Raw genomic sequence first — 23,041 nt, 5'->3', positions numbered from 1 at the left:
CACTTGAATTTCAACGAAAAATCACTTGAAAAAGTTTTTTATAAACCTTTATAATCAGTAGAATATGGTTGAATTATAAATGATGAAAACGTCTTTAAATTTTTAAAGACGTTCGTTCAACTATTTTCACACTTAATAATTGTGTCATCGGAATATTATCTTTACGATGAATCCGATCAATTAGATTAGATACCGCCACCTCGCCCATCAGTTCCTTTTGAACTTGAACTGTTGTGATCTGCGGTACTGATTTAACACACAACGGTGTATCGTCAAATCCAACGACACTAATATCCTTGGGGACTTTTAAGCCCATATCTTTTAACGCAGTAATCACAGCAAATGCATTAGAATCATTTGCACATACTAAGACCTCTGGTAATTTTTTAGTATTCAAAATTTCAATTATTTTATCAATTTGATTAGTTAAAACATATTCTTCAATTCCTTGTAGAAAAGAATATTTTTGAATATATTCATCAACCTTTGAATAACTAACAATATTATTCTTTAACAGTGACTGTTTAAATCCAATAAAACGATCCTCAAAACTAAAGGAATAATCAAGATCTCCAAAAAAACCAATCCGTTGATACCCTTTATTAATAACATGCGTAGTCATCATATAACTACCTTGTTTATTATGCGTCAAAACACAATCACACGGTGTACATAATGATGTAAAATCTACTAGAACAACGGGTACACCAATATTTTTAAGCAGCAGCAGGTTACTATCAGATATTTTGCCTACAACTAATATTCCAGCCACTTTCCTTTCTTCAATACATTCAGGTACTACGAAGTGCCCTTCTTCAAAATAATTTAAAATTGAAAAATAACCAAATACTTTTGCTTGTTCAACGATTGACCGTAAAACAATCGAATAAAAGTGTCCTGTATCTGCATAATAACTTTGCATTAAAATACAAATATTTGATTTAGAATAAACTGATAGATATTGTCTTTTTTGATTAATGTAACCCATTTTATCAGCCATTTTTAAAATTTCTAAACGCATTTCATCGCTGACACCAGGTTTATCATTTAGTGCAATTGAAACGGCATTAATTGAAATTCCTAATTTATTAGCAATATCTTTCATCGTCACTTTCATCTTTGTTTCACCTCATTAAATAGTATAGCACATGCTCCTCGATTATAGTACTTCTCCATTTGATGCAATTACTTGTTGATACCAGGCAAATGATTTTTTTCTAATTCTACGCATATCTTTTAAATCATCATTTTCACGATTGACGTAAATAAAACCATATCTTTTCTTCATTTGTGCCCGGCTGCTTAAAATGTCAACCGGTCCCCATGACAAGTAACCACGGCAATCAACACCTTCTTGAATCGCTAATTTCATTTCCTCAAGATGTTTCCTCATATAATCAATACGATAATCATCGATAATTTGGCCATCTGCATTTATTTGATCATTATAACCAAAACCATTTTCCACTATATATATTGGCATTTCATAACGATCATACAATTGTCTTAAAGTAATTCTAAGACCAGTTGGATCAATCGTCCAGCCAAATTCTGACATTTCCAAATAAGGATTCTTTTTAATTACAACATCATTAATATTTGTTAGACTCTCCTCACCATAATGTGAAATTGTCGACATATAATAACTAATAGATAGTGAATCCGTAATCCCTTTCTTTAATATTTCTAAATCACCATCTAAGATTTCAGGCATTGTTCCTTCATTTTTCATATTTGCAAAATAATATGAATTATAATGTCCCCTTGCAAAAACATCTAAAAAAACATAAGCTTCACTTTGAGCCTTCATACTTTCAAGTGTATCAAGAGGATGACAAGTTTCTGGATAACTTTGAACCACTGTCGCCATTCCCATAACCTTACCACCTTTTTGATGAATATATTCATTAATAAGACTATGAGCAATCAAAGTATTATGCATAATTTGATTATCAAACGTTTGAGTATCAACTCCATCCGGACAAACTGCCCCAAAAAACATTTTTGGCCCTTTCTGTAAAATTCCATTTTGTTCATTAAAAATAATCCAATTTTCAACTTTATCATGATAACGATCAACAATCTTTTTGCACAGTTCTACAAATATATCGACTACTTTGCGACTATAAAATCCATTATACTTCTCATATAAAAATGCTGGCATTTCAAAATGATATAAAGTTGGAATTGGTTGAATTCCTCTTTTAAGCAGTGCATCAATAAAATGTTCATAAAACACAAATCCTTTTTCATTATATACTCCTTCATCGCTCATTAAACGTGACCAATCAAGTGAAAAACGATAAGCATTAAATCCCATTTCCTGAAATAAATCAAAATCCTCTTCATAACGATGGTAACTATCGATTCCGTCTTTAAAATCAGAATATTCACCGGTAACTGTTAAATCACAAACCGCTGGTACTTTACCATCCAGTGTATATCCACCTTCACTTTGATGAGCTGTAACTGCCCCACCCCATAAAAAATCTTTTCGTAACATTACTTCTTCCTCCCATTCTATTTCTAGCAGTATAGCTATTTTTTATATAACAAATTACTATTACTGATATAGATTTATTATCTTTAATGTCAGCTTGAATTTCAATTCATAATTACTTGAAAAAAAATTAATTAACTTGAATAAAAAAGAATAATCATAATGATTATTCCATAATTAACCAATAGTTAGTTTATCTAATTTATGTTTATCAACTATTGTTATTTTTCCTCGTGATATTTTTACAATACCCTCTTGACTAAAATATTTTAACATCCTAGTTACAACTTCACGAGCCGTCGCCATATATTTAGCGATTTGTTCATGAGTAATTTTTAACTCTAAAGAATTATTCTTTTCAGCTTCTTCCTTAAGAAAAATAGCTAAGCGTTTATCAACAGACATAAATAAAATTTGCTGCATCGCCCACATAACATCAGAAAAACGATTGGTTGCCATTTTATACCCAAATGTTTCAACATAAATATTTTGCTTCGCCAATTGTTGAAATAAAGTTGCCGTGATTGTAATGATTTCACTATTTTCTTCAATATCAATAAAAACATCAAATGTAATCGTTTCTAAAACACATGATGCCGAAAGAATACATACATCACCTGCAAATAAACGATATAGTGTAATATCACGTCCATCTGGTGATAACATATATGTCCGCAATTGACCCTTTCTCACTAAAACCACACCTAAACAATCATCACTACCACGATGCATTGTTATGCCTTTAGCATAAGTTTGAAGAGTGGCATTTTGTTTTAATAACTCTTTTTCGTTTTCATTTAAATGATCCCAAAAAGTTAAGAATTTTGTTAATTCTTGCTCCATCATTTTCACCCTTTCAAATTAATTCAAATTTTTTAATGCTTTAAAAATGCCATCATCATTAATCGTGTCAGTAACAAAATCATTAGCATTCCCCATAGCAACACCAACTCCAACATGTTTTAACATATCAATATCATTATTCCCATCGCCAAATGCCATTACTTCACCTAAATTAATTTGATAGTGCTTTATCATTTGATCAATTCCCTTATTTTCTCCGCCATCAATAGGGATGATATCCGCAAAGAGCGATGTCCAGCGTGCTGATTTACAATTAGGCATATATGATAATCGTTCACTATCTTTAGTCTCGTCTATATATGCCATTAGTTGAATTATCTTACTTTCAATTATTTCATTAACAGCTTTAATGGGATAGCCCTCTTTATTCAGTGATCTAGCAGCTTCATCAAGACGATAATTTTGGATATTACTATAATTACCATTTATTTCTACAAATAATACGGGAATCTGATTTTTGTTAATATATGGTAATAAATTTCTAATATCTTCTCTTTCAATATATTTTTCATGAATAACCACTTCATGATTAAAACAATACTGTCCATTACTTGTGAGAAAACCATCAAACTCGAAACAATCTTGAATCACTTTAAGATTATTAGGTGGCCGCCCAGTAGCAACGAATAATCTAATTCCATTCTTCCGTAATTTTTTTAATGCTTCAAAAGTACTAGATGGCATTAAGTGTGTATCATGATCCAATAGTGTTCCATCAATATCAAAAAATTGCTTTTATCATCTACTTATCCTCATATTATTTTATCTTTTAGTTCTTAACATAATAAAATAATCGTCTTTTTATTATAATGTTTTCCAATACAGTATAGCATATGTAATCCTTCAATTCATAAAAAGAGAAAGTAATAGTTACTTTCTCTTAACTACTATTTAACTAAATCAACAATCAACTCAGTACATTTATCGATTCCAATTTCACCACTATTTAAACATAAATGATAATTTTGCGCTAACCCCCAAACTTGATCAGTATAATATTTATAATTTGCTCGTCTTTTTTTGTCTTTATCAGCTAAACGTTTCTCAGGCTTCTCATCTGTTTCCCCATATAATCTGACGATCCGTTCCACTTTTTTATCAAGATCACTACAAATAAAGACATTAAAACAATCATCTCGATCTCTTAAAATATAATCTGCACATCTCCCAACGATTACACATGGTCCTTCTTGCACTAATTCTAAAATAATCTTTCTTTGCATCATCCAAATATAATCATTCATTGACATCCCATCAATATAATGACCTAAAAAAGCATAAGCAAAAGGATTACTAGATGGTGCATATTCACCATGTTCTTCAATATAATTCACATTTAATCCACTCTCTCGAGCTACTTTTTCAATTAATTCCTTATCATAAAAAGGTATGTTTAATCGTTTTGCTACCTCTTTACCAATTGTTCTACCGCCACTACCAAATTCACGGCTAATTGTAATAATGTTCTTGCGCATGATCTGCACCTCCTCCTAATCTTAGTCATTATCTATACTTTAATTTTACTACTTTACAAGCGAAAAGTAATGAGAAATCACTAATTTTATTGTCCAAAAGATATTTTTTATACCATTCATACAATAAACTATACCATTCATACAATAATTAAAATATACTAAAAGTAAGCCCCTATAATAAAGGTGTAAAAGATAACTGCAAGTAATAAAGGAGATTTCTAAATGAAAAAAATTGGATTAATGGTTGTTGATAATAGTGTGATCAAACAATTAAAGGAACTAATCATTAAAAATATTGACAGTGAATATCGTATCATTGAGATTCATGATAAGGAAATGTTATTTACAAAAAAAATGGATTTCTGTATTATTGAAGATTCTTTTGATAATCAAGGAATCAATTATGCTAAAACATTAATTGAAAATAATAATGATATGCTTGTACTAATTATCTCAAAAGACGGTTCAACTATTTTCGATGCAGTAGGTATTAATATTTCCAGCTATCTGCGCTATCAAGATATTAAAGCGAAATTTGTTCCAGCAATTCAAGATATCATCGATTATCTTGATAAACGAAAATTACTACTATTTAAAAGTGATCAGGGCATCGTCAATACCCAAACAAATGATATTGTTTATTTTGAATATTTAAATCGCATGACATATCTAAACACATTAGACAAAACATATCGCATTTTTATTCAAAACTTTGAATATCTACAAAAAATGCTTCCAAAAACCTTTTTTAAAATCTCACGTTCAGCAATTATCAATATCTTTAGATTAATTACTTTAAACAGTGAAAATGTAATTATGAAAAACTACGAAAATAAAGATATTGCTATTTCAAGAAGAAGATATCAAGATTTACTTGTAGTGTTAAAAAAACATGCTATTTCTTTTACAGAAAGGAAACTAAAAAAATGAAAACACTATCTACAAAAGCATCTAAACAAAAAATCTTATCTTTATTATTATTAGCTGGTTTATGGAGTATCATGCTGATCATTGTCTTACTCGCAGCTAAAAGTACTTGGGCCAAAAATTTAAATAGTCCTTATTGGGCTCCAGCCATCATTACAATTGGAATAATTTTCTTTATCACTTACTTCATCTTCACTGTAAGAGCGTTATTTTACCGCCAGCATGGATATGATAATCAATATATATATTATTATAAATCAACAAGTTATTTTAATATCCTTAAATTAATTATTAATACGCTTTTTAATAAAGAAATGTATCAAGATAAAATTGCCTTTAAGGATATTAAAAAATGTGAAATTGGATGGTATAATCAAACATTTAGAATACACTCATTTGGAAGTGAAGTCGCTCATCCAATTTATTTTAAGATTAATGAACAGATGGTTATTAAAACAGATTTAACTTCAAATAATGAGCATATTATTGAGTTAGCTAATCTTCTTAAAAGTCATGTAAAAGACTTTAAAGATCCCTACCATTTAGTTTTAGCAATGAACGATCGCAGTATTACTGTATATGAATATATTGAACGCATCATTCATAACAAAATAATCAAACCAAATCTATATAAATAGACGTGCGAATATTTCACACGTCTATTCTTTATTATTCAAAATTTAAATAATATATCATAAAACTATCCTGCTCACAGTTTTCCCAAGACTACTTATACAAAATTGATAAATTTTATAATTAAATAGCACCTTTTCAAACACCCTATTACTATATTCAAATTTTGATTTGAACTTTTCATAACAATTCTTTCCAATCAATTTTCAAACTTATCTAAACATATATTATTACTATTTCTTATAAATTTCCAGTATTCTACAAAAGCTTTTGTTTCACACGTAATTACTCTATTTTCTCCTCAATATAAGTCCACAAACAATCCTCATTATCATTTTCTATCGTATAGTTCAACAACCATATCCAATAATTTAATCTTTTTTATACGTTCCTTCTTAGTTTCCCATTTTTCTAACAATGTGGGGGCAAATAATCTTTTAATGTTTCATGATCTTGATTTGACCATGACATTTAAATCGCATAATAACGGTTTTCTACTTTTTTTATTCGTTCCTCATTCCAAAAATTATCACTGCTATCTAAAACTAACAATTGTTTTTTATAAGTCGATATATTTTTAGAGCTTTCATTTGATGTTGAAGTGCCACACTAATAAATGTAACAATGAAAATATCAGCAAAAATCAGTACACTAATCATGCATAATAATTCTTAATCATCATCCCCTCTTAAATGTTAAATTATTCAAATGGATAAATCATTCCCCATTGAGTCCGAATTTGACTTAGCAGTGAACTTACATCCCGAGTTAACTGTAATTCATATTCACCAAGATTATTTATAATATAATCTTGCATATCAATAACTTCGTATTGTAGCCCCTGTTTATCATCACCACATTCAATGACTTCCTGATGACCATCTTTAGTATAAGTTATCGTTGCTTGATTACTCCGCGGATAATTATTAATTTCTATATACCCCAATTCTCCTGATATGACCCCACGCTTCGGTTGTTTTGCACGCATTGTTAGAGCCATTACAACCATTTGACCATCTTGATTTTTCATAATGATTCCTGATTGTTCATCAACCCCAGTTTCAAAATAATCAGCAGTTGTAATTACAACATTAGGTTTTGATGATAAAAAGTACCGGGCAAAACTTGTTGCATAAACACCAATATCTAATAATGCCCCACCAGCTAATTCTTTTGAAAAGAAACGATTATTAACATCATATTCTTTACAGCTGCCAAAATTGACTTGAATCATTTTTACATTTCCAATTACTCCTGCAGCAACCATTTCCTTTAATTTTTTGTATAGCGGCATATGAAAAATTGTCATAGCCTCTTGTACAACAACATTATTTTTCTTAGCTAAAGCAACAATTTCTTCCAATTGACGATCATTTACAGTAATTGCTTTTTCACATAAAACATGCTTTTTCACTGCTACAGCCTGTTTCATGATTTCATAATGACTATTATGGGGTGTTGCAATATAAACAACATCAACATCAGGATCATTTAATAATTCCTCAACACTTCCATAAGCATTTTTAATTTTATATTTCATTGCAAAATCAATTGCTTTATTCATATCACGATGTCCAACCGCATATATCTCCCCATTTACATCCAACAAAGCCTGAGCCATTTCATTAGCAATTACACCACTGCCAATAATTCCCCAATTTAATTTTTTCATTATTATTTCCTCCGTCTAATCTTCATAGATATATTATACATAGATTACAAATAGAAAAACTAGCAAGAAAATAATTTTCTCACCAGTTTCATAAAAGCCTATCTTTCTGACATTTTAAAATCTCTTAAAGCTTAATAAAAAACTCAAAAATTTAAATAAAGTATTCATTTTCCCTAGGTGTTGCCAGTTTCTTGCTAAAACTTTCTGCAAATGTTTGATATTCTTGATTGTTATTCATACTCTTAGCATGGACTGGGCAAATACGAATACATCTAAAACAAGCAATACAATCATTATTAATTGTCTTACAATCTTCTATATCAATAGCATTTGTAGGACACATATTGACGCAAACCCCACAGCCGCTGCACTGTTCATTAGTTTCTGGGCGAAATTTTCCCCCAGTTCCTCCTTCTTTATATGGGTATTTCCCTGGTACTGAAACAAATGAAAAATTATCATCTTTAATTTTTAGCCGCACCAAACTACCAAACAATTCATCACGATATAAGTCATCACGATTAGGACGACCCACTTGAATTTGACCATAAGTATGTTCACCCACTAAAGCTGCACCAGCAATAGGAATAAATCCTTGCTCCTTAACAGTATTAAATAATTCTAATAATGCATCATCATAATGACGGTTTCCATATGTAACAGTAATTACACATGATGTATGATCACCCCGAAATGATTTTAACCGTTCCAAAGCCTCGTGAAGAATTCTTCCACCGTAAACCGGAAAACCAAAAACTACAATATCATGACGACTAAATGTCATCTCTGGAATCGTTTCTTCTAGTGTTAAATCAATTTCACTTAACTCTCCCTCAAGTCCACGAGCAATACTAACAGCTGACTTCTTGGAAGTGTAAGTTGGTGAAAAATAAATTGCATATGTCCGATCAATCTTCATAATATATCCTCCCACCTTTATTTATTCTTTTATTATATCATTAAAATATGTACTATCTATTAATTAAAAATAGATTATCACAATAAATTGTATTATGATTAAACTAGAGGTGATGAAATGAGTACCTATTTTATAAATCGTATAACTATTGATCATGATTTAATCGAGCGAAACAGTTATCTAAATACAATTGCTACAATTAAATACTTTGATTTTTGATAATCCGATTACCTTTTTTGTTGGAGAAAACGGCACAGGAAAATCCACTTTATTAGAAGCAATCGCTATTAAATATGGCTTTAACCCTGAGGGGGGGGAACTTTGAACTTTAATTTTCACACTAACAATACTCATTCATCTTTGCATCATGCAATAATCCTTGATCGTGGTTATCGTCGTCCTGATGAAGGCTTCTTTTTAAGGGCAGAAAGTTTTTATAATGTCGCAACACAATTAGAATGATATGAAAAAAATGTTTTTAATCCCTATCGCTATTATGGTGGTAAATCATTACACCAGCAATCACATAGTGAAAGTTTTTTAACATTGATTCAAAATCGTTTTAATCAGAATAGTCTATATATTCTTGACGAACCTGAAGCCTCATTATCACCCCAGCGCCAGCTAACTTTATTAATTACTATTTATGAATTAGCAAAGCAGGGCTCACAGTTTATTATTGCTAGTCATTCACCGATCCTATTAGGAATCCCTGGGGCAAAAATACTTAATTTTGACTCAAAAGAGATAACACCTATTGATTATCAAGATACTGAGAGTTATCAAATAACAGAACTCTTTATTAATAATCGTGCCGGTCTATTAAATAAATTATTAAATAAGATCATCTACCCTTTCAATATGATTTTATTTTTATAAAAAAACTAGCTGCATAAGCAGCTAGTTAAGCCATTTCTGTTAAATCATCTTTTATTTCATCAAAAGCAACGGCAATGTTTAAACCATGATCACCAATTCTTTCAAAATCAATTAATGTTTCTGTATATAATGCACTATGTTCCGGCGTACATTTTTTATCTCGCAAACGTCTTAACTGATTAAGTGAAAATTCATGTGTTGTAATATCAATACTATCTTCAATAACATCAACTTTTTCAACAATGTTATGAAGTTCATCGCGATTTAAGACATTTAATTCCTCTAAGATATTTCTTGTCAGGTCATTCATAATTTTAATTTCTCTCATCGCTTCATCTGAAAAATGTTCATCTTCACTATATAATTTCTCAGCACGTTCAGCAATATTAACCGCATGATCTCCAACTCGTTCTAAATCTCCAGCCGTTTTTAAGAATAAGCCAATTGATTTAGAATCATCGATTGGAAATTCATTAGAAATAGCATTGGTTGTAAACTGAATAATTTCTTTGTTTAAATAATCAATATATTGTTCATCTTTTAATAATTTTTCATGTGTCTTTTCATCATACTTAATAATTAAATCAAAAGCTCTTTGAACATTTTTTTGAACTATATTTAACATATTTTGTGTTTCATTAAATAATTGTGTGTTAGCGATTGCACTAGTTCCAATGTGATAATCATTGGTAAAGATACTATTATCCAAGAACTTAACAGATAATTTATCTTCAAAACCTTCTTTTTCAGGTAAAACCAAATATGACAATTTAACTAACTGCGCCCCGAATGGCAGCAATAATAATGTTGTAACAACATTGAATACCGTATGTACATTAGCAATTTGTGCCGGAATATTTGTTGGCGTCAATGACTGCATAAATGATGCAAACGGTGTTAACATACTAATAAAAACAAAGACGATCGTTCCAATAATATTAAATGAAAGATGAATGATCGTTGTACGTTTTGCATTACGCCCTGTTCCAATACTAGCTAAAACGGCAGTAATACATGTACCAATATTTTGACCAAATAATACATATATTGCTGATGGTAAAGTAATTACGCCACTCATCGCTAAAGCTTGCAAAATCCCAACCGAAGCTGAAGAACTTTGAATTATCGCTGTGAATCCAGCACCAACTAAAATACCGATTAATGGATTTTCAAACGTAGTGACAAGATTAACAAATTCCGGTGAACTTCTAAGCGGTACCATCGCACTAGACATCATTTCCATTCCCATGAAGAGAATTCCGAGTCCCGCAATAATACCACCAATTGCATCAAGTTTTTTACTTTTGAAAAAAGCAATTAAAGCAACACCGACAAATGCAATAACTGGTGCTAAAGCTGTAATATCAATTGCGATCAATTGACCTGTAATTGTAGTACCGATATTAGCACCCATAATTACCCAAACCGCATTTTCCAATTTCATCAACCCAGCATTAACAAACCCAACAGTCATGACTGTAGTTGCAGATGATGATTGGATTACTGCAGTAATAACTGCTCCTACTCCAACGCCTAGAAAGCGATTCGTCGTAAGTTTTTCTAAAATTGTTTTCATTTTGTTTCCAGCTGCTAATTCGAGACCATTTGACATCATCGTCATCCCGTATAAAAATAGCGCTAAACCACCAAACATAGCAAAGAAATCTGTAAGTTCCATCTTATTCCCCCTGTTACACGGTTACTTTAACATAAAATTTACATACTGCAAAGATTGTTAACAAATTCTTAACTTTTCTTTACATATTTTTACGCATTTTATTAAGTTTATTCAATTTTCTTGACAATCCTCCAATTTAAGATACTATTACTATAGACAGTTCATTTGTACCATCCTGTCTATAAACAAAACTAGGGCTATGCTTTTTATGTTGTTTTTAAGCAGGCTTTTTAGTGAGCCTGCTTTTTTATTTGATGGTATAGAAGGAGGAAAGATGTATTTTTTAAAAACGGAACAAAGTTTTGATAGTGCACATTTTTTAGCTGGTTATCATGGTAAATGTGCTAATATTCATGGTCATCGCTGGAAAGTCATTGCAACTATCAAAAGTGAAAAACTGCTAGAAGATCCCCAAAATAAAGGAATGGTAACTGATTTTGGAGATTTAAAAAAAGATTTAAAAATTATCGCAGATAGTTTTGATCATGCTTTAATTATTGAAACAGGCAGTTTATCAGAAAAACTATACCAAGCACTGATCGATGAAAATTTCAAAATAATCAACTTACCATTTCGTCCAACTGCTGAAAATTTAGCTAAGTATATTTACGAGGCTTTAAGTAAAAATTATTTAGTTGATTGTCTTGATGTATATGAAACCCCAAATAACTGTGCAAGTTATCGAGGTAAATTATGAATAATTATAAGGTTGTTGAAAAATTTATTAGTATTAACGGTGAAGGAAGTCGTGCAGGTCAATTAGCCGCCTTTATTCGTTTTCATTATTGCAATTTAAATTGTAGTTATTGTGATACTAGGTATGCTAATGATTCAAATAGCAATTATGAACTTTTAAGTGCTCAAAATATCCTAGATTATTTAAAAGCAAATAAAGTCGTTAATGTCACTTTAACTGGTGGTGAACCATTACTTCAACAAAATATTGATTATTTAATTGATTTACTGCTTAAAAATGGTTTTAGTGTTGAAATTGAGACTAATGGTAGTATTGATATTAAACCCTTTATTAAAGAAACTCGACCAATCTTTACTTTAGATTATAAAGTACCTAGCAGTACAATGGAAAATGAAATGTGCTTAAATAACTATCAATATTTGACTAAAAATGATGTTGTTAAATTTGTAGTTAGCAATCTCAGTGATTTAAATAAAGCAAAAGAAATAATTGATACTTATGACCTTGTCAATCGTACCAAAGTTTATTTTAGCCCAGTCTTTGGTAAGATTGAACCACGGATGATCGTCGATTATATGGTCAAACATCATCTAAATGGTATTAATATGCAACTACAAATGCACAAATTCATTTGGGATATTAATCAAAGAGGTGTCTAAAATGATTGATACTAAAAAAATAGAGGAACACATCTACGGTATTCTTAAAGCCTTAGGTGATGATCCAGAACGCGAAGGATTAAAAGATACGCCTAAACGAGTGGCGAAGATGTATGGCGAAGTTTTTGCTGGAATGAACTATAGTAATCTAGAAATTGCAACGATGTTTGATAAAACATTTGTTGACGATTTAGACTTCGATAATCAAGAGGTTGTTGTAATCAAGGATATTGATATCTTTAGTTATTGCGAGCATCACCTCGCTTTAATGTATGACATGAAAGTTACGGTTGCTTATATTCCTTGTGGTAAAGTAATTGGTCTTAGTAAAATTGCACGGATTGCTGATATGGCAGCGAGACGTCTACAACTTCAAGAACGAATCGGAACAGATATTGCTGAAATTATTAGTCTAGTAACAAACTCTAAAGATATCGCTGTAATCATTGAAGGTAAACATAGCTGTATGTCATCTCGTGGAATCAAAAAAGTTAATAGCACTACTGTCACAAGTACTCTAACCGGTCGTTTTAAAACTGATAGTAAGCTGCAAATTTATTTACATTAAGGAGTAGTAAGATGAAAGCATTAGTATTATTTAGTGGTGGAGTTGATTCCACCACTGCATTAGCACTGGCAATCCAAGAACACGGAAAGGACAATGTAGTTGCTCTTTCAATTAGTTATGGTCAAAAACATACCAAAGAGATAGAAGCCGCAAATAAAATTGCCCAATTTTATCAAGTTGAACACTTGTATTTAGATTTAGCAAAAATCTTCACTTATAGTAATTGCTCATTACTACAACATTCAGATAATGAGATTCCCCACGAATCGTACAATGAGCAATTAAATAAAACAGATGGCAATCCTGTTTCTACTTATGTGCCTTTTAGAAATGGTTTATTTTTATCTAGCGCTGCTAGCATTGCCCTTTCTAAAGGCTGTAATATTATTTATTATGGTGCTCATAGTGATGATGCAGCTGGAAGCGCATATCCTGATTGTAGTAAAGTTTTTAATAATGCGATGAACCAAGCTATTTATGAAGGCAGTGGCCATCAATTGGAAATCAAAGCCCCTTTTGTTGAAATGACCAAAGCAGATATTGTTAAAATCGGTCTTTCATTAGGCGTACCTTATCAATTAACTTGGTCATGTTACGAAGGAAATGATACCCCTTGCGGCACATGTGGTACTTGTATTGACCGCCAAAATGCTTTTTTGAAAAATGGAATCAAAGATCCATTATTAGGAGAATAAAAATGACAAAAAATTTAACCTTATTAGGTAATCAAAACACTGTTTATAAAGATGATTATGCCCCTGAAGTATTAGAAACTTTTGATAACAAACATCCTGAAAATGATTATTTTGTAAAATTTAATTGCCCTGAATTTACTAGTCTATGCCCCATTACAGGGCAACCTGATTTTGCTACTATCTATATTAGTTATGTTCCTAATCAAAAGATGGTAGAGAGTAAATCATTAAAACTGTATTTATTCAGTTTTAGGAATCATGGTGATTTTCACGAGGATTGTATGAATATCATTATGAAAGACCTGATTAAATTAATGGATCCTAAATACATTGAAGTTTGGGGAAAATTTACACCACGTGGAGGTATTTCAATTGATCCATATTGTAATTATGGAAAACCAGAAACAAAGTGGGAAACCATTGCTTTCAACCGTTTAGCTAATCATGATTTATATCCTGAGAAAATTGATAATCGTTAAATATAATTATTAGAGACCTTTTTCAAGGTCTCTAATTTGTTTTCAACTTTACATCAAAGAGTTAGCTCAAAAAAATAATATATTTTAAAACCGTTGACATCATATTAATCATCATTTATACTTACATTAAATACTTTTATAAAACTATTTTATATAAGATGTCTGGAGGAAGAAAAATGAAAAGTGCAGTATTTTACGGAAAACATGATATTAAGGTTGAAGAAGTAGAAATGCCACAATTAGGTAATCAAGATGTATTAATCAAAGTTATGGCCTGTGGAATTTGTGGTACTGATGTCCATATTTATGAGGGTGATAAAGGAGCAGCAAATACTACTCCTCCTACTATTTTAGGACATGAATTTGCTGGAATCGTCGAAGCTGTGGGACATGAAGTAAAACATGTAAAAGTTGGTGATCGTGTCTGTGTGGATCCTAATCAACTATGCGGAACTTGTTACTATTGTCGTAGTGGTATTGGTCATTTTTGTGAAGATATGATTGGCATCGGAACAACACGGGATGGTGGTTTTGCCCAATATTGTGCAGTCAACGAATCTCAAGTATATAAACTAGCCGATACAACATCATTTGAAGAAGGGGCAATGACCGAGCCAGTTGCCTGCTGCTTACATGGTCTTGACATGTGCAACATTACTCCGGCTAGTACAGTTCTTGTTATTGGTGGTGGCATGATTGGTTTGTTAATGGTTCAATTAGCAAAATTAGCTGGTGCTCATGAAATTATCTTGTCAGAGCCAGTTGCTGTTAAACGTGAAATGGGGCTTAAGATGGGTGCTACTTTAACCGTCGATCCAATCAATGACAATATTCCAGCTCTTTTAGCTGATAAAGGAATTCATCGTATCAACACTGTTATCGAGTGTGCTGGTCTACCTGCAACAATTAAACAAGCAATCAGCTTAGCTGGTAATAAATCTGTAGTAATGATGTTTGGGCTAACTAAACCTGATGATGAAGTGGCTATCAAACCATTTGAAATTTTCCAAAAGGAAATTGAAATTAAAGCTTCTTTCATCAACCCATATACTCAACAACGAGCTTTAGACTTAATCAATAGTAAAAAAATCGATGTTAGTTCAATGGTTTGTGATATTTGCAGTTTAGATAAATTAGCCGATATTCTTTCAAAACCAGAATTAAGAAATAAAGGTAAATATATTATTAACCCATGGCAATAAGAATGTACAATTTTATGTACATTCTTTTTTTGCCATATATGAAAAAAAATGGACATTCGCCATTTTGTCGGTTAAGATTTAACTGTAAGGAGAACGAATATGAAAGATATTGAAAATGTATGTTTAGAAGTTGATGAGTTAGATTTCGACAACTATAGTCCAATTAGTCCAGATATTGTTTTAACATCATCATTTAAATTTAAAAATTTTGACCACTATGTGAAAGTGAATGCTAAAGAAGAATTTGCTTATACATACACACGGGACGGGAATCCAACACTTAATTTACTAGAAACAAAATTAGCACGTTTAGAAAAAGGCGAAGCAGCTCAAATGTTCGCCTCAGGAATGGGCGCTATTTCAGCATCAATTTTAACCTTAGCAAAAGCTGGTGATCACATTATCATTGTTAATACAGTCTATGGCTCATCAGTTAAATTAATCAAACAATTATCAAAATTTGGAATCGAAAGTACTAAAATTGATGTCAGTGATACTTTAGAAATCTTTGATTATGTCAAAAACAATACCAGTATCATCTATTTTGAAAGTCCATCATCACAAAAATTTGAGATGTTAGATTTAGAACTAATCAGTAAATTTAGCAAAGATAAAGGTATCTTCACGATAATCGATAATACTTGGTCAACACCATTATTACAAAATCCATTAGTTCATGGAATTGATGTTGTTATTCACTCATGTTCCAAATATATTGGTGGACATAGTGATATAGTCGGTGGAGTCGTAATTTCCAGCAAAAAAATTATTGATGAAATAGTTGAATTTGGACAAGTTTTACTAGGCGCAACGATGTCACCAATGAATGCATGGTTAGCACTTCGTGGTCTAAGAACATTACCGGTTCGTCTAAAATCACAACAAGAAACACTTCAACAAGTAATTAATTTTCTACAAGAGGATCCTCGAATCGAACGAATTTATCATCCTCTTTGTAACGGAGAGCAACAAAGCGAACTTGCTCATAAATATCTTAAAGGATATGGTAGTTTATTAGGGGTTGTCTTAAAAGATGCAAATCCAGAAATCATTAAACGTTTTATCGATTCATTAGAACATTTTACTTTAGCCTATAGTTGGGGTGGTTTTGAAAGTTTAGTAATGTCAGTTTATAAAGGAAACAATATTAATGAGATTAATCCAGATAAATTCTCGCATTTAAAATTTTTTGTCCATTAACTTGAGCTTTATTTGAAAAAAGACGTATTAGTACAATAACTGCAAGTTTATTACTAGATAGAGCATTATTATCACGATTAGCAATTAAAACAACATTATTTGCCACCTGCCATTTGCCATTACAAGCATAAAAATCTTCAAGCTCTCGTTTACACGTAAAAATTCCAAAATCTAAATTATCCTCAATCCATTTAGTCGCTGTTTGAACTATTTTTGAACTTAATCCCTGCCTACGATAATTTGGCAAGGTAGCAATACAACTCAATCCACCAATTTGATATTTTTCATTATCTATCGTTGTTTCCATCCGAAGAACTGCTCCGTAACTAACAACCTGATTATCTTTCATGATATAGAATGACTGCACTGTAAGTTCTTCGTTATGGGCATCATTACAATCATCACTAGGCCAAACAACATGTAAAAGATGTACAATTTCTCTTTTTATTTCTTTGGACATTTGATAATAGTCCAAAGAATAAACAGTAATTTCTTCCATTATCCAAGTAATTCTTGCAATGCATTAATGTCCGCAACTAAATAATCACTATTACAAGCCATCAATTCTTCTTTTGTCCCATAACCATACAACACTCCGATACAAGGTAAATCATTTTCATGGGCTCCAATCACATCATGCTTTCGATCCCCAACCATAATCGCTTCATCTTTATCAATCATATTTGCTGTTAAAACATAATCAATTACTTCAGCCTTTTTTTCTCGTCCATTAAACTCACTACCGCCAACAAAATCAAAATACTTAGCTAAACCAAAATGTTCTATAATTTCTTTAGCAAATTTTTCTGGCTTTGAAGTAGCAACTAACAATACTTTTCCCTGATCTTTCAAAGTTTGCAAACACACTTCAATTCCCGGATATACTTTATTATCAAAAATTCCCTTGGTTGAAAAATATTCGCGATATTTAACTACTGCCTCTTCGGCTTTTAAAGCATCAAAACCATAAAATTCTTGAAAAGAATCTCTTAAAGGTGGTCCAATAAAAGGTAACAAATCATTTAAGTCATTAACTTCGATTCCATAATAATTTAAAGCATAACGTACTGATTTAGTAATCCCCTTCATCGGATCAGTTAAGGTTCCATCTAAATCAAACAAAATATATTTTTTATTCATATAAGTCCTCCACTACACTAACTTATATTTTATCCATTATTCCCTACATTAGCAACTATATATGCCCTTTTATCTGTAGTAATTAATAAATGTTTTTGATCAATGATCATTACTTCTTTTAATTGCTCATCTAATTCTTTTTGTGGATCCAAATCAACTAACTGATTACTTTCAATATCATAAAGATAAAGTTTTTCATTATTAAATAAAACAAGATAATCTATGCTACAATAAGTTCCCATATAATTAGTACCATAAAAATGATAATCAATTCTTGAAACAGCGCCTGTAATAATATTTGTTAACTTAATCGTTTCATCACTATATTCAATATTGACAATCGTTCCTTCCAAAGGATATTTATCTAACGTTCTAACTTCATTTGTTAAAATATTAATTAAATAAGAATGTCCATTTTCATCATAAGTAACAACAGTCTGTTCATCAATAAAAGTAATACAATTACTATGCATATATGGATCGATATTTTTAATGAGATTGGTTTCTCCAGTTTCAATATTATAATTTTCCCACCCCTGATCACTCTTATTAATTAAAATATTAGTTTGTTGTGGTGAAGTAATTGGATTTACTGAAATATTATCATTAGTAATAAAACTTATTTGCTTACTTTCTAAATTAATCTTAGCAATATTTAAAGCACGCTGCTCTCCATCATTAATATCGACACAAACATAAATATCATTATTAATAATTTTAGGCAAAACACTATATATACATCCATTAAAATCAAATGCAACTATTCGCTCTTGATAATCCGCATATTTAAAACTGAATTCATGACCAGCTATACTCCCGTAATACTCATTAATAGGACATTCTCTTATTTGTTCATTTTCTAACGTAAAAACTTTAAGAAAATTATAATCCTCATCAATGATTCCAAAAAATTCATTTTCAGTACGCCAATGCCCATAATCTAGTTTTAATGTGGGAGTATTTTTGTTGATTGAAGAAAATTCAAGAGCTGAACTAATTTTCAAATTACTGCTAAATCGCTGACTCAACCAAGTACGAAATGAATCAGAAAATGCATAAGTAATTCCCAATGAAGAAATTCCTATTGTCATAACAATTAAAAAAATTGCAAATATATACTTAATTCTAATCACCTTCGCTCTTTTTGTCGGTTCAAAATTAGTTGCAGTCACTTCATCGATCCAGTTTCTAGGAGTTTTTATTAAGTCAAATTCATTAAATTTATTCATAAAAATCATCTCCCAACTTTTTCTTTAACAATTTTCTTCCCCTAATTAATTGTGATTTTATCGTATTGTGATTTTCTTTTAAAATAGATGCAATTTCATTAGTTGAATATCCTTCATAATAATACAAGTATAAAACATTACGATATTTACTTGGCATATTCATTACAATTGGTAGAATAATTAAACGCTGATCTTCTTGACCTAAAATCAACTTATCAATATCAATTTCCCTTTTCCAAAATTGTTTTTGATAATCTTTACATTCATTGATAGTTACCCTAATCAACCAAGCTTTTAAATGTTCCTCACTTTCAAATTTCTTGTTGTAACAGTATAATTTCATAAATACATTTTGATAGCAATCCTTAGCATCATCATAATTTTTAACATTCATAACAGCAATTCTAGTAACCATGTCACTATACTGATATACAACTTCTTCATATCTTTCTTTTTCCATAACGATCCCTTCCACTATGAATACGATTAAAAACGTTCAACGGGTGCATTAATAATTATTTTTTATACTTTCATTATAATCGATTGTTTTACTTTTTTATCGATTTAGTAAAATAAAACAGCCCAAAAGGCTGTTATTGAAGAAAATCGTCTTTACGCTGAACTAATTTTCTAACAAATTCTGTTTTAGGATGTTCTAAAATTTCTCTTGGTGATGCTAATTGTACGACTTTACCTTGATCCATTACCATAACCCGACTACCTAATTTCAAAGCTTCATTAATATCATGTGTTACAAAAATAATCGTGATATTTTCTTGATGATGAATTCTTAAAATCTCATCTTGTAAAGTAGACCGTGTGATTTCATCAACAGCACCAAATGGTTCATCCATTAAAAGAATATCTGGGGAAGCAGCTAGTGCTCTAGCAATCCCTACTCGTTGCTGCTGCCCACCACTTAATTCACTAGGATATCGATGAATTAACTCTTCATCTAACCCTACTATTTTCATCCATTTTGATAGTGCTTCATAAGTTCTTTTTTTATCATTTTTATTTAATAAGTTAGGCACATAAGCAATATTTTGAGCTACTGTCATGTGCGGAAATAAGACACTTCCTTGAATTGCATAACCAATTCCTCTTCTTAATTCAATTAAATCAACTGCCTGTGTACATTGATCATGTACAAGAACTTGTCCTTCATCAGGAATTATTAAACCATTGATCATTTTTAGAATAGTGGTTTTTCCACACCCTGAACTACCAACTACAGTTAAAAACTCACCAGGTGTAATTTTTAGATTAAAATCATCAATAATTACTTTTTCACCATAAACCTTTTTTACATGTTTAAATTCAATAGCTGTATCCATATGTTCCTCCTATTTCACTAAATTAATGCTAACTAAAAATTCGTGAGCCACATCTTCAGCATCTTGTCCTTTTGTTTCAACCAAATAGTTCAATTGTGCCATTTTTGTTTCATTGAGAATACCAGTAAGTTTATCAAAAACATTATTTAATTCTGGATATTGTACAAGAATTTCATTGCGTACAACTAAGGCCCCCATCGAAGTTGAAAAGAATTGTTGATCATCTTCAAGGACAACAACATTTGCTGTTGATAGTTGACCATCGGTTGTAAAGACATCCATGACATCAACCTTACCTTCATTTATTGCCTGATATTTTAAACCAATGTCTAAATCCATAGTATTCTTAAAAGTAAAATTATATTTTTGGCATAGTGCATCATAACCCTCAGGAATTTCATAAAAATCATATTCAGCTCCAAAAACTAATTGATTAGATATTCCTGCTAAATCTGAGTAAGTTTTTAAATTATACTGCTCAGCAATCTCTTTTCTTACTGCTAAACCATATGCATCACTAAACCCTAACAGCCCTGTCCAGGTAAATTGATATTTTTCTTGATATTCTTTAACTAGCTGTTCATACATTGTTTCATTATAAAAACCTTCATGTTTTAAAACTGTATTCCAACCCGTACTCGTATACTCAGGATATAAATCAAACTCACCGCTAACCATTCCTGGTTGAATATTTGAAGTTCCTCCTCCTACTCCCTGAGTAATCTTAACTTCAATATCCGTATCTTGTTCAATCATTTCTTTCAACATTGCTCCAATAATATATTGCTCCGTCATAGGCTTAGTAGCAATATTTAAAGTTACTGTTTGATTAAGATTGCCTGAAATCATTGATATGATCAAGACTGCACAAGTTGTCACAATTACTACTAAGCCATACTTTCTTTTAGATTTTAAAGTAGCTTTTCGAATGGTAAATAACTTTTCAATAAAGCCTAATACTATATCTGTAATTAATGCAAGTATTGCAATCAATAAACTACCTGTCAAAGTCATTGCCGTGTTATTGGTAGTAATTCCTCGATATATCGCTACCCCTAAACCACCGGCACCAATAAAAGAAGCAATCCCTGCTAATGCTATTGTCATAGTTACCATATTTCTAAAACCAGACATAATTACTGGAAGTGCCAACGGTAACTTGATTTTGTATAAAATTTGCCAACGTGTTGATCCCATCCCCGTTGCAGCTTCAATAATATTATCATCAATATTAATAATTCCAGTATATGTATTTCTCACCATTGGTAATAATGCATAAACACTTAATGCAATGATTGCGGTACTATTACCAATTCCAGAAAAAGGAATTAAAAAACCTAATAGTGAAATAGAGGGAATCGTATACATAAAATTAATAATTCCTAAAATTGTTTTAGAACTTTTTTTATATTCACTGATTATTACTCCTAAAATCAAGCCTATAACAGTCGCAATAATAATTGCAATTAGCGATATCTGCATATGTTCAATTAATAATTTTAAAAAGAAATCCCCTTTTTCTTGTAATAAAGATAGCATATCTCTTAACATAATCTAACCTACTTTCTCAATTGCCCGCACCGGACAGTTTTCATAACATAAACCACAATGTAAACAATGATCTTGCATTATTTTATACTTGCTTCCACTTTTAATACATTGTTGTGGGCATTCACGCTTACAGCGATCACAAGCAATACACCTATTACTAATCAGATATCCTTTATTAAAAATTCGATTATCACAAAGATCATATTGTGAACGTTCAATTGGTACTTTTGATAAATCAAATATTTCAATTTCACCATCAAAAATACAAAATACTTCTAAAATATTACGACTATCACCTGGATAAACCTCATTCATACTCGGATTATCAATAAATATTTTTTCTAACCATTCTTTTTGATTACTGACTTTTTTAACTTTTCCTTTTAAACGAATCGATGCATAATCTTTTGTTAGCGCAACTAATGAAACGAAATTTTTATCAAGTAATTCTTGATAAAAGTTTTTCCCCCGAGCAGTCAAAAAATACAAATTATTATTTTCCACAGCCATTACATCGATGATTCTAATTTGTGGATAGCCGTCACTGTCTACAGTTGCCATTGCTACATCTTTTATTTTTCTAAGTTCATTTAAATAATCATTAACTTTCATCACTCTTACCTCCGCTCGTCTTTAATATACACTAGTTGATTTTTATATGAAAGAAGGCACTTTTTTGTAACCTAGTTACTTTAACGAAACTAAAAAACTATAGCTAGTCGTGTACAACTTCATAG

Annotated in this window: 27 protein-coding genes; 12 read left to right on the top strand and 15 right to left on the bottom strand. The window is 30.9% G+C overall.

Features of this window, described 5'->3' with window-relative positions; translation table 11 throughout:
* Positions 1–94 precede the first annotated feature (94 nt).
* The 5 genes from KSU54_RS02735 to KSU54_RS02715 form a co-directional block, all read right to left on the bottom strand.
* Positions 95–1,117, bottom strand: coding sequence for a LacI family DNA-binding transcriptional regulator (locus KSU54_RS02735; RefSeq protein ID WP_003538709.1), 1,023 nt, complete (start codon positions 1,115–1,117; stop codon positions 95–97).
* A 42-nt stretch (positions 1,118–1,159) separates the two neighbouring features.
* Complete coding sequence (locus KSU54_RS02730) at positions 1,160–2,503, bottom strand: glycoside hydrolase family 1 protein (protein WP_003538710.1); 1,344 nt, start codon at positions 2,501–2,503, stop codon at positions 1,160–1,162.
* Between the two features lie 174 nt (positions 2,504–2,677).
* Positions 2,678–3,343, bottom strand: a complete 666-nt coding sequence (locus KSU54_RS02725; protein ID WP_226814493.1) for a Crp/Fnr family transcriptional regulator — start codon at positions 3,341–3,343, stop codon at positions 2,678–2,680.
* A gap of 18 nt (positions 3,344–3,361) precedes the next feature.
* Positions 3,362–4,084 carry a Cof-type HAD-IIB family hydrolase gene (locus KSU54_RS02720; protein WP_117791974.1) on the bottom strand — a complete coding sequence of 241 codons (723 nt, stop codon included), beginning with the start codon at positions 4,082–4,084 and terminating at the stop codon, positions 3,362–3,364.
* Between the two features lie 167 nt (positions 4,085–4,251).
* A complete protein-coding gene (locus tag KSU54_RS02715; RefSeq protein ID WP_003538713.1) occupies positions 4,252–4,839 on the bottom strand; it encodes a cytidylate kinase-like family protein in 588 nt (195 codons plus the stop codon).
* A 222-nt stretch (positions 4,840–5,061) separates the two neighbouring features.
* Between KSU54_RS02715 and KSU54_RS02710 the strand changes: the two genes are divergently transcribed.
* Both KSU54_RS02710 and KSU54_RS02705 read left to right on the top strand, forming a co-directional pair.
* The gene (locus KSU54_RS02710) at positions 5,062–5,769 is read left to right on the top strand and encodes a LytTR family DNA-binding domain-containing protein (RefSeq protein WP_003538714.1); all 708 of its coding nucleotides are present in this window, start codon (positions 5,062–5,064) and stop codon (positions 5,767–5,769) included.
* Positions 5,766–6,404: a hypothetical protein gene (locus KSU54_RS02705; RefSeq protein WP_009008723.1), complete on the top strand. Its 639-nt coding sequence runs from the start codon at positions 5,766–5,768 to the stop codon at positions 6,402–6,404. The genes KSU54_RS02710 and KSU54_RS02705 overlap by 4 nt, the downstream gene beginning before the upstream one ends.
* 695 nt (positions 6,405–7,099) lie before the next feature.
* On the opposite strand, the gene KSU54_RS02700 is transcribed toward KSU54_RS02705, so the two are convergent.
* Positions 7,100–8,071, bottom strand: a complete 972-nt coding sequence (locus tag KSU54_RS02700; RefSeq protein WP_003538716.1) for a Gfo/Idh/MocA family protein — start codon at positions 8,069–8,071, stop codon at positions 7,100–7,102.
* A 151-nt stretch (positions 8,072–8,222) separates the two neighbouring features.
* Positions 8,223–8,990, bottom strand: coding sequence for a 4Fe-4S binding protein (locus tag KSU54_RS02695; protein ID WP_008792168.1), 768 nt, complete (start codon positions 8,988–8,990; stop codon positions 8,223–8,225).
* Positions 8,991–9,180: 190 nt separating this feature from the next.
* On the opposite strand from KSU54_RS02695, the gene KSU54_RS02690 reads away from it, so the two are divergent.
* From KSU54_RS02690 to KSU54_RS02680, 3 genes are all read left to right on the top strand, one after another.
* Positions 9,181–9,315 carry an AAA family ATPase gene (locus tag KSU54_RS02690; RefSeq protein WP_199414787.1) on the top strand — a complete coding sequence of 45 codons (135 nt, stop codon included), beginning with the start codon at positions 9,181–9,183 and terminating at the stop codon, positions 9,313–9,315.
* A complete protein-coding gene (locus tag KSU54_RS02685) occupies positions 9,312–9,452 on the top strand; it encodes a hypothetical protein (protein WP_167309565.1) in 141 nt (46 codons plus the stop codon). Before KSU54_RS02690 ends, KSU54_RS02685 begins: the two co-directional genes overlap by 4 nt.
* A gap of 84 nt (positions 9,453–9,536) precedes the next feature.
* Positions 9,537–9,869, top strand: a complete 333-nt coding sequence (locus KSU54_RS02680) for an AAA family ATPase (RefSeq protein WP_167309564.1) — start codon at positions 9,537–9,539, stop codon at positions 9,867–9,869.
* 25 nt (positions 9,870–9,894) lie between these two features.
* Here the strand turns inward: KSU54_RS02680 and KSU54_RS02675 are convergent, their stop codons facing one another.
* A complete protein-coding gene (locus KSU54_RS02675; protein ID WP_003538720.1) occupies positions 9,895–11,547 on the bottom strand; it encodes a Na/Pi cotransporter family protein in 1,653 nt (550 codons plus the stop codon).
* A 274-nt stretch (positions 11,548–11,821) separates the two neighbouring features.
* Between KSU54_RS02675 and queD the strand changes: the two genes are divergently transcribed.
* From queD to KSU54_RS02640, 7 genes are all read left to right on the top strand, one after another.
* Positions 11,822–12,244 (top strand): 6-carboxytetrahydropterin synthase QueD, encoded by a 423-nt coding sequence (queD, locus tag KSU54_RS02670; protein WP_009008721.1) that lies wholly within the window; start codon positions 11,822–11,824, stop codon positions 12,242–12,244.
* Positions 12,241–12,903: a putative 7-carboxy-7-deazaguanine synthase QueE gene (gene queE, locus KSU54_RS02665; RefSeq protein ID WP_022007458.1), complete on the top strand. Its 663-nt coding sequence runs from the start codon at positions 12,241–12,243 to the stop codon at positions 12,901–12,903. The genes queD and queE overlap by 4 nt, the downstream gene beginning before the upstream one ends.
* A 1-nt stretch (position 12,904) precedes the next feature.
* Positions 12,905–13,471 (top strand): GTP cyclohydrolase I FolE, encoded by a 567-nt coding sequence (folE, locus tag KSU54_RS02660; RefSeq protein WP_008792172.1) that lies wholly within the window; start codon positions 12,905–12,907, stop codon positions 13,469–13,471.
* A gap of 11 nt (positions 13,472–13,482) precedes the next feature.
* Positions 13,483–14,166 (top strand): 7-cyano-7-deazaguanine synthase QueC, encoded by a 684-nt coding sequence (queC, locus tag KSU54_RS02655; RefSeq protein WP_009299541.1) that lies wholly within the window; start codon positions 13,483–13,485, stop codon positions 14,164–14,166.
* Positions 14,167–14,168: 2 nt separating this feature from the next.
* Positions 14,169–14,645 carry a preQ(1) synthase gene (queF, locus tag KSU54_RS02650; protein ID WP_003538725.1) on the top strand — a complete coding sequence of 159 codons (477 nt, stop codon included), beginning with the start codon at positions 14,169–14,171 and terminating at the stop codon, positions 14,643–14,645.
* Positions 14,646–14,821: 176 nt separating this feature from the next.
* The gene (locus KSU54_RS02645) at positions 14,822–15,847 is read left to right on the top strand and encodes a zinc-dependent alcohol dehydrogenase family protein (RefSeq protein WP_009008719.1); all 1,026 of its coding nucleotides are present in this window, start codon (positions 14,822–14,824) and stop codon (positions 15,845–15,847) included.
* A gap of 99 nt (positions 15,848–15,946) precedes the next feature.
* Positions 15,947–17,047, top strand: coding sequence for a trans-sulfuration enzyme family protein (locus KSU54_RS02640; protein ID WP_226814492.1), 1,101 nt, complete (start codon positions 15,947–15,949; stop codon positions 17,045–17,047).
* Here the strand turns inward: KSU54_RS02640 and KSU54_RS02635 are convergent.
* The 7 genes from KSU54_RS02635 to KSU54_RS02605 form a co-directional block, all read right to left on the bottom strand.
* Entirely contained in the window at positions 17,004–17,546 is a 543-nt protein-coding gene (locus tag KSU54_RS02635; protein WP_217746578.1) for a GNAT family N-acetyltransferase, read from the bottom strand. The two genes, KSU54_RS02640 and KSU54_RS02635, sit on opposite strands and share 44 nt — an antisense overlap.
* The gene (locus KSU54_RS02630; RefSeq protein ID WP_003538729.1) at positions 17,546–18,187 is read right to left on the bottom strand and encodes an HAD-IA family hydrolase; all 642 of its coding nucleotides are present in this window, start codon (positions 18,185–18,187) and stop codon (positions 17,546–17,548) included. Before KSU54_RS02630 ends, KSU54_RS02635 begins: the two co-directional genes overlap by 1 nt.
* 29 nt (positions 18,188–18,216) lie before the next feature.
* Positions 18,217–19,416: a hypothetical protein gene (locus KSU54_RS02625; protein ID WP_117791973.1), complete on the bottom strand. Its 1,200-nt coding sequence runs from the start codon at positions 19,414–19,416 to the stop codon at positions 18,217–18,219.
* Positions 19,409–19,876, bottom strand: coding sequence for an RNA polymerase sigma factor (locus KSU54_RS02620; RefSeq protein ID WP_009299539.1), 468 nt, complete (start codon positions 19,874–19,876; stop codon positions 19,409–19,411). The genes KSU54_RS02625 and KSU54_RS02620 overlap by 8 nt, the downstream gene beginning before the upstream one ends.
* A gap of 133 nt (positions 19,877–20,009) precedes the next feature.
* The gene (locus KSU54_RS02615; protein WP_022007453.1) at positions 20,010–20,753 is read right to left on the bottom strand and encodes an ATP-binding cassette domain-containing protein; all 744 of its coding nucleotides are present in this window, start codon (positions 20,751–20,753) and stop codon (positions 20,010–20,012) included.
* 9 nt (positions 20,754–20,762) lie between these two features.
* Positions 20,763–22,304 carry an ABC transporter permease/substrate-binding protein gene (locus KSU54_RS02610; RefSeq protein ID WP_117791972.1) on the bottom strand — a complete coding sequence of 514 codons (1,542 nt, stop codon included), beginning with the start codon at positions 22,302–22,304 and terminating at the stop codon, positions 20,763–20,765.
* A 3-nt stretch (positions 22,305–22,307) separates the two neighbouring features.
* Complete coding sequence (locus KSU54_RS02605; protein WP_008792179.1) at positions 22,308–22,916, bottom strand: 4Fe-4S binding protein; 609 nt, start codon at positions 22,914–22,916, stop codon at positions 22,308–22,310.
* Positions 22,917–23,041: the final 125 nt, after the last annotated feature.

This window comes from Erysipelatoclostridium sp. MSK.23.31, from assembly GCF_019125875.1.
In the GTDB taxonomy this organism is placed as follows: domain Bacteria; phylum Bacillota_I; class Bacilli_A; order Erysipelotrichales; family Coprobacillaceae; genus Thomasclavelia; species Thomasclavelia ramosa.
This window is presented reverse-complemented; position numbering and strand designations above follow the sequence as displayed.

Bases quoted from the DNA above. Each gene is read 5' to 3' on its own strand.
- KSU54_RS02710 (WP_003538714.1), top strand. From the start codon at position 5,062: ATGAAAAAAATTGGATTAATGGTTGTTGATAATAGTGTGATCAAACAA.
- KSU54_RS02630 (WP_003538729.1), bottom strand. From the start codon at position 18,187: ATGAATAAAAAATATATTTTGTTTGATTTAGATGGAACCTTAACTGAT.
- queE (WP_022007458.1), top strand. From the start codon at position 12,241: ATGAATAATTATAAGGTTGTTGAAAAATTTATTAGTATTAACGGTGAA.
- KSU54_RS02620 (WP_009299539.1), bottom strand. From the start codon at position 19,876: ATGGAAAAAGAAAGATATGAAGAAGTTGTATATCAGTATAGTGACATG.
- KSU54_RS02635 (WP_217746578.1), bottom strand. From the start codon at position 17,546: ATGGAAGAAATTACTGTTTATTCTTTGGACTATTATCAAATGTCCAAA.
- KSU54_RS02605 (WP_008792179.1), bottom strand. From the start codon at position 22,916: ATGAAAGTTAATGATTATTTAAATGAACTTAGAAAAATAAAAGATGTA.
- KSU54_RS02675 (WP_003538720.1), bottom strand. From the start codon at position 11,547: ATGGAACTTACAGATTTCTTTGCTATGTTTGGTGGTTTAGCGCTATTT.
- KSU54_RS02715 (WP_003538713.1), bottom strand. From the start codon at position 4,839: ATGCGCAAGAACATTATTACAATTAGCCGTGAATTTGGTAGTGGCGGT.
- folE (WP_008792172.1), top strand. From the start codon at position 12,905: ATGATTGATACTAAAAAAATAGAGGAACACATCTACGGTATTCTTAAA.
- KSU54_RS02730 (WP_003538710.1), bottom strand. From the start codon at position 2,503: ATGTTACGAAAAGATTTTTTATGGGGTGGGGCAGTTACAGCTCATCAA.
- KSU54_RS02615 (WP_022007453.1), bottom strand. From the start codon at position 20,753: ATGGATACAGCTATTGAATTTAAACATGTAAAAAAGGTTTATGGTGAA.
- KSU54_RS02625 (WP_117791973.1), bottom strand. From the start codon at position 19,416: ATGAATAAATTTAATGAATTTGACTTAATAAAAACTCCTAGAAACTGG.
- KSU54_RS02700 (WP_003538716.1), bottom strand. From the start codon at position 8,071: ATGAAAAAATTAAATTGGGGAATTATTGGCAGTGGTGTAATTGCTAAT.
- queD (WP_009008721.1), top strand. From the start codon at position 11,822: ATGTATTTTTTAAAAACGGAACAAAGTTTTGATAGTGCACATTTTTTA.
- KSU54_RS02725 (WP_226814493.1), bottom strand. From the start codon at position 3,343: ATGGAGCAAGAATTAACAAAATTCTTAACTTTTTGGGATCATTTAAAT.
- queF (WP_003538725.1), top strand. From the start codon at position 14,169: ATGACAAAAAATTTAACCTTATTAGGTAATCAAAACACTGTTTATAAA.
- KSU54_RS02735 (WP_003538709.1), bottom strand. From the start codon at position 1,117: ATGAAAGTGACGATGAAAGATATTGCTAATAAATTAGGAATTTCAATT.
- KSU54_RS02695 (WP_008792168.1), bottom strand. From the start codon at position 8,990: ATGAAGATTGATCGGACATATGCAATTTATTTTTCACCAACTTACACT.
- KSU54_RS02705 (WP_009008723.1), top strand. From the start codon at position 5,766: ATGAAAACACTATCTACAAAAGCATCTAAACAAAAAATCTTATCTTTA.
- KSU54_RS02610 (WP_117791972.1), bottom strand. From the start codon at position 22,304: ATGTTAAGAGATATGCTATCTTTATTACAAGAAAAAGGGGATTTCTTT.
- KSU54_RS02640 (WP_226814492.1), top strand. From the start codon at position 15,947: ATGAAAGATATTGAAAATGTATGTTTAGAAGTTGATGAGTTAGATTTC.
- KSU54_RS02645 (WP_009008719.1), top strand. From the start codon at position 14,822: ATGAAAAGTGCAGTATTTTACGGAAAACATGATATTAAGGTTGAAGAA.
- queC (WP_009299541.1), top strand. From the start codon at position 13,483: ATGAAAGCATTAGTATTATTTAGTGGTGGAGTTGATTCCACCACTGCA.